Source organism: Catenulispora pinistramenti, assembly GCF_018274385.1.
GTDB lineage: Bacteria > Actinomycetota > Actinomycetes > Streptomycetales > Catenulisporaceae > Catenulispora > Catenulispora pinistramenti.
Map to the genome: position 1 here is coordinate 1 of NZ_JAAFYZ010000396.1, position 4,349 is coordinate 4,349.

At 69.3% G+C, this 4,349-nt stretch carries 6 protein-coding genes and 1 pseudogene; all 7 read left to right on the plus strand.

The window, feature by feature from the left end; genetic code table 11:
• Positions 1 to 80: 80 nt before the first annotated feature.
• Positions 81 to 494, plus strand: a pseudogene (locus tag KGQ19_RS47565) (single-stranded DNA-binding protein); the annotation flags it as partial.
• 132 nt (positions 495 to 626) lie between these two features.
• Positions 627 to 956: a hypothetical protein gene (locus KGQ19_RS47570; RefSeq protein ID WP_212022100.1), complete on the plus strand. Its 330-nt coding sequence runs from the start codon at positions 627 to 629 to the stop codon at positions 954 to 956.
• A 12-nt stretch (positions 957 to 968) separates the two neighbouring features.
• A complete protein-coding gene (locus tag KGQ19_RS47575; protein ID WP_212022102.1) occupies positions 969 to 1,562 on the plus strand; it encodes a hypothetical protein in 594 nt (197 codons plus the stop codon).
• Between the two features lie 74 nt (positions 1,563 to 1,636).
• Positions 1,637 to 2,104, plus strand: a complete 468-nt coding sequence (locus KGQ19_RS47580) for a hypothetical protein (RefSeq protein WP_212022104.1) — start codon at positions 1,637 to 1,639, stop codon at positions 2,102 to 2,104.
• Positions 2,092 to 2,574, plus strand: coding sequence for a MarR family winged helix-turn-helix transcriptional regulator (locus tag KGQ19_RS47585; protein WP_212022106.1), 483 nt, complete (start codon positions 2,092 to 2,094; stop codon positions 2,572 to 2,574). Before KGQ19_RS47580 ends, KGQ19_RS47585 begins: the two co-directional genes overlap by 13 nt.
• Positions 2,571 to 3,413 (plus strand): BRO family protein, encoded by an 843-nt coding sequence (locus KGQ19_RS47590; RefSeq protein WP_212022108.1) that lies wholly within the window; start codon positions 2,571 to 2,573, stop codon positions 3,411 to 3,413. The genes KGQ19_RS47585 and KGQ19_RS47590 overlap by 4 nt, the downstream gene beginning before the upstream one ends.
• An 86-nt stretch (positions 3,414 to 3,499) precedes the next feature.
• Positions 3,500 to 4,345 carry a hypothetical protein gene (locus KGQ19_RS47595; RefSeq protein ID WP_212022110.1) on the plus strand — a complete coding sequence of 282 codons (846 nt, stop codon included), beginning with the start codon at positions 3,500 to 3,502 and terminating at the stop codon, positions 4,343 to 4,345.
• Positions 4,346 to 4,349: the final 4 nt, after the last annotated feature.

Consider the following 4,349-nt stretch of genomic DNA (forward strand, 5'->3'; position numbering starts at 1 on the left):
GCGCCGGCATCCCGGATGCGCAACCGGGTTCTCACTGGCCACGAATAGCGCAGGTTTGAAAAACCGCCGCTTCACCAGTCATCTGGCGGCAGGCGGCGGAGAACGTCGCCGAGTCCCTGACCCGCGGCATGCGGGTGATCGTCTCCGGACGGCTGCGCCAGCGGTCGTACGAGACGAAGGAGGGCGAGAAGCGCACGGTCGTGGAGCTGGACGTCGAGGAGATCGGCCCGTCGCTGAAGTACGCCACCGCCAAGGTCGCCAAGGCCAACCGGCCCACCGGCCAGAACGGAGGCGGCGAAGGCGGCTGGAACAGCGGCGGCCGGCAAGGCGGCGGCTGGAACGGCGGCGGCAACGCCGGCGGCAATCAGGGCGGCGGCCGGCAAGGCGGCCGAGGCAACAGCGGCGGCCGGAACTCCGGCGGTGGCAACGATGCCTGGGCCTCCGGCGACAACGGCGGCTGGAGCGGGCAGCACGATGATGACCCGCCGTTCTAGCAGACAGCACCCCACAACTTCACACACTGATACCGCGGGCCCTGGACGAGATCACTCGTCCGGGGCCTTCGTCACTTCCCGCCCCGGCGGGCCCGACCTGAACCCCTGACTTGCGTTGAAAGGTACCCGCTGATGTCCGCCGATCCAGCCCTGGACCGAATAGCCGCCTGTTTCGAGAACTCCCTGCTCTACGCCAGCCCCGCCGCGCAAGAGTTCTTCGGCACCACCACCGACCGGTTCATCACCGCCCAGTTGAAGGTGTTCGACGGCGACCCAGCGGAGCTGGGCGCGGTGTTCCTCAACATGTACCGGGAGATCTGCGGCCTGGCCAACCCGCTGTCCGCCGGGATCCTGGCCCCGTCGCTGGGACCGGAGCAGATCCTCACCGGCCTCCAGTTCTACCTCGCCCACGGCGGCGTCCAACTGTACCTGCGCCGCCACCCCGCCGCCCAGCACAGATAGCGAGCCACCCTGTTGACCACCATCACTACCCCTGCGGTCGACGCCGATCGGTACGCGCTATCCGTAGGGAACTCCGGCATCTGGATCGTGTGCCAGGAATGCAGCGGCGACGACCAGATCGTGGGAGTGCTGTCCGACCACCGCGTCCGACACACCGCCGTCCAGGCCCTCATGGCCGAACACGACACAGACCATCACCACCCCGCCGAGCCGCAGTGCATCATCTGCGCCGCCGAGCCGGTGTGGAACGGCCCGCCGATCACGGCACCGATCAGCGCGCCGCCACCCGTCGAAGGGCTGTGCATCGGCTGCGCGTTCTGGGTGACGGCCGTCAAAAGCCGCTTCGCCCCGGGACGGCTCCTGGACCGCACCGCCACCGGCGCACCGGTCGCCCGGATCGACGGTCGGCTGTACACCATGGAGCCAGACCCGCCACGCGGCACAGTGGCCATGCGCGGGCACGGCGGGAAGACCTTCACCATCCGGTACTTCACCGGCAAGGCCGTCACCGGCAGCAACCTGTGGGACTGCGGCGAGATCCCGGCCCGCTGGCGCCCGCTGCTTCCCGACAACGCCGTCTTCGGCCGCGAACCGGATCCGCAGTGACCGGCTCCGGCAGCCCGGCACGACCAGCCGAACCGAGCGACATATCCCAGCGGCCATGCCCGATCCCACAGGGCATGGCCGCTTCGCATTTCACCGCGCCGTGCCGCTCGATCAGCCCGGTGTGCTTCACCATCGAACTCCCGCCGGCGCTGGTGCTGCTGACCGCCAACGACCGGGCGGCACATTGGGGCCGGCGCGCCGCCGTCACCGGCGGCATCCGCGTCGCCGCCGCCACCCTGGCCCGAGCCGCACGGATCCCGCCGTCAGAGCAGGCGTGGATCACGGTCGTGCTGCACCCGCACAACCGGCGCCGCCTGGACCCACACAACTGGGGACCCAGCGCGAAAGCAGCGATCGACGGCCTAGTGGACGCCGCAGTCCTCCCCGACGACGACTGGCGCCACCTGATCGCCGTCACGTTCCTGCTCGGGCCGACCCGGCCCGCCCGGCAGCTGGCCCTGCACATCACCCCAGTCGCCGCACACGACGCGGCGCCGACACCATCCCGTACACGAAAGGCACCTTCGCCATGTCCGGCATAGGCAACACCACCACCCACATCCAGACCCTGCGACGCGCCATCGACGCCGCCGAACGCCAGGCGCTGGCCCCGCACAGGCTCACCGTCGCCGGGTTCGAACTGCTCGACCTCCTGTCTCGCGACCCCGGCATCTCCGCAGTGTGGGCCGCAGCCCGAATAGGCGTCACCGCCCAAAGCACCGGCACCGTTCTGTTCCGCCTGTCAGAGGCCGGACTGGTCACCAGGGAGATCACCAACCGTGTCGGGCGGCCGGCTGCGATCCGCCCGACCCCGGCCGGACACAAGGTGCTGTTGGCCGCCCGCGAGGTGGTCGACGAGGTCGACGACCGGTTCACCGCCGCGATGCGGCCCGGCGAAGTCGGCGAGTTGGACCGGCTGCTCGGGGTGGGCCTGGCTGCGTTCCCCAACGAGCGCCTGGACCGTATACGCGCCGGCGCCGTGCCCGCCACATCGGCAGGAGCCACAGCATGAGCACCGGCGACATAGCCCTGTTCGACTTCGAAGGGCGGCAGGTCCGAGTCATCATCCGGGATGACCAACCGTGGTTCGTCGCCTCCGACATCGCACGCGTCCTGGGCTACGCCGACCCCAACGACGCCGTCGCCCGCCACGTCGACCACGACGACATCTCCAGCGAGAAGATCAACACCGCTTCTGATCTGCAAGATCCGGTGATTCGCCGGATCATCGCCGTGAACGAATCGGGGCTGTACAGCCTGATCTTCGGCAGTAAGCTCCCCGCCGCCAAGGCGTTCCGACGCTGGGTCACCGCGGTTGTGCTGCCCACGATCCGCAGGACCGGCGGGGTATTCATCGCTCCGGACTCCTCACTCGCGCACGCGATCGCCACCGACCCGACCGCCGCGCTAGCGATGGCCGCCAACGTCCTCGGTATCGCCCAGCAGCTCCAGGAACAGAACCAGGCGCTGGCCGACAAGAACACCGAGCTGGTCGCAGAGCACGTCGTGATCGCGCCGAAGGCCGCCGCCTACGACGCCTTCTTCGACAGCGACGACACATGCAGTGTCCGCGATGCCGCCCGCATGCTCCGGCGACTGTTCAGCATCGGCGAGAACGAGCTGCGCGATCGGATGCGCCGCAGGTGGCGCTGGGTCGAGGTGCATTCCACCGCAGCCACCGCCTACGCCACCGGTCGCGGCTACATGGTCAACCACACCCACGTCAACGAGTTCGGGCCCTGCCCCTCATCTGGACGGCTCACCGCCAAAGGCTTCCGGCGACTGGAGGCCAAACTCCGCAAGGAACTGCCGCCCGAGCGGCACCTCCAGCCGACACCATCCCAATCCTGATCCGCTGACTGTCTAACGCACCACCTTCCACCGGCCCGTTTCGCCGGTGGGCGGGGCGGGCCCTCCTCTTCTCCAAAGGACCTGCCTTGACCACCACGAAGACCGCTGCCCTGCCGAAGGCGCTGGCCGGCATCACCCACGAGATCATCATGATCACCCCGGCGATGGCGGAGCAGCTGCTCGGGTACAACGACTCCAACCGCGGCCTGCGCGATGGCGTCACCGCCGCCTACGCCCGCGACTTGACCGCCGGCCGCTGGGACTTCAACGGCGAAACGATCAAGATCGCCGACGACGGCACCCTGATAGACGGGCAACACCGCCTGGAGGCGATCGTCCGCTCCGGCGTCGCCGCCCCGTGCCTGGTCGTCACCGGCCTGCCCCGCACCGCCCAGAAGACCATCGACACCGGCGCCCGCAGAACATTCGGCGATGAACTCGGCTGGCGCGGTGAGAAGCACGCCAACACCTTGGCCGCAGTCCTGCGGCGCATAGTGCTGTGGGAGGCCGACTACCGGCTCAAAGCCGGCCGGTTCCGCCCTTCTGAGGCCGAGATGGACGCCGCTCTGGAGGCCCACCCCGACGCCCGCAACTCCGCGGAGTTCGGCGACAGCAAGGGCTCCGCCGCGGTGCTGTCTGCCTCGCAGATGGCCTTCGCCCACTGGCTACTGACCCAACGTGATGCAATGTCCGCCGCCTGGTTCATGGACCGGCTATGCGATGGCATCGGCCTTGGCCCCGGGCACCCGGTGCTGGCACTTCGCGATCGGATCCGCCGCGAACGGGACGCCCACCGCGGCACCATCGGCGCTGAGATCGCCCTGGCGCTGGTCATAACCGCCTGGAACGCCGTCCGCAGCGGCAACAGCGTGTCGAAGATCCAGCTCCCCAAGGGGGGCTTGAGCGCGGAGTCGTTCCCCACCCCACGGTGAGCCC

Excerpts from the sequence above, each read along its gene's own strand:
- KGQ19_RS47570 (WP_212022100.1), top strand. The coding sequence starts at position 627 with ATGTCCGCCGATCCAGCCCTGGACCGAATAGCCGCCTGTTTCGAGAAC.
- KGQ19_RS47580 (WP_212022104.1), top strand. The coding sequence starts at position 1,637 with ATGGCCGCTTCGCATTTCACCGCGCCGTGCCGCTCGATCAGCCCGGTG.
- KGQ19_RS47585 (WP_212022106.1), top strand. The coding sequence starts at position 2,092 with ATGTCCGGCATAGGCAACACCACCACCCACATCCAGACCCTGCGACGC.
- KGQ19_RS47590 (WP_212022108.1), top strand. The coding sequence starts at position 2,571 with ATGAGCACCGGCGACATAGCCCTGTTCGACTTCGAAGGGCGGCAGGTC.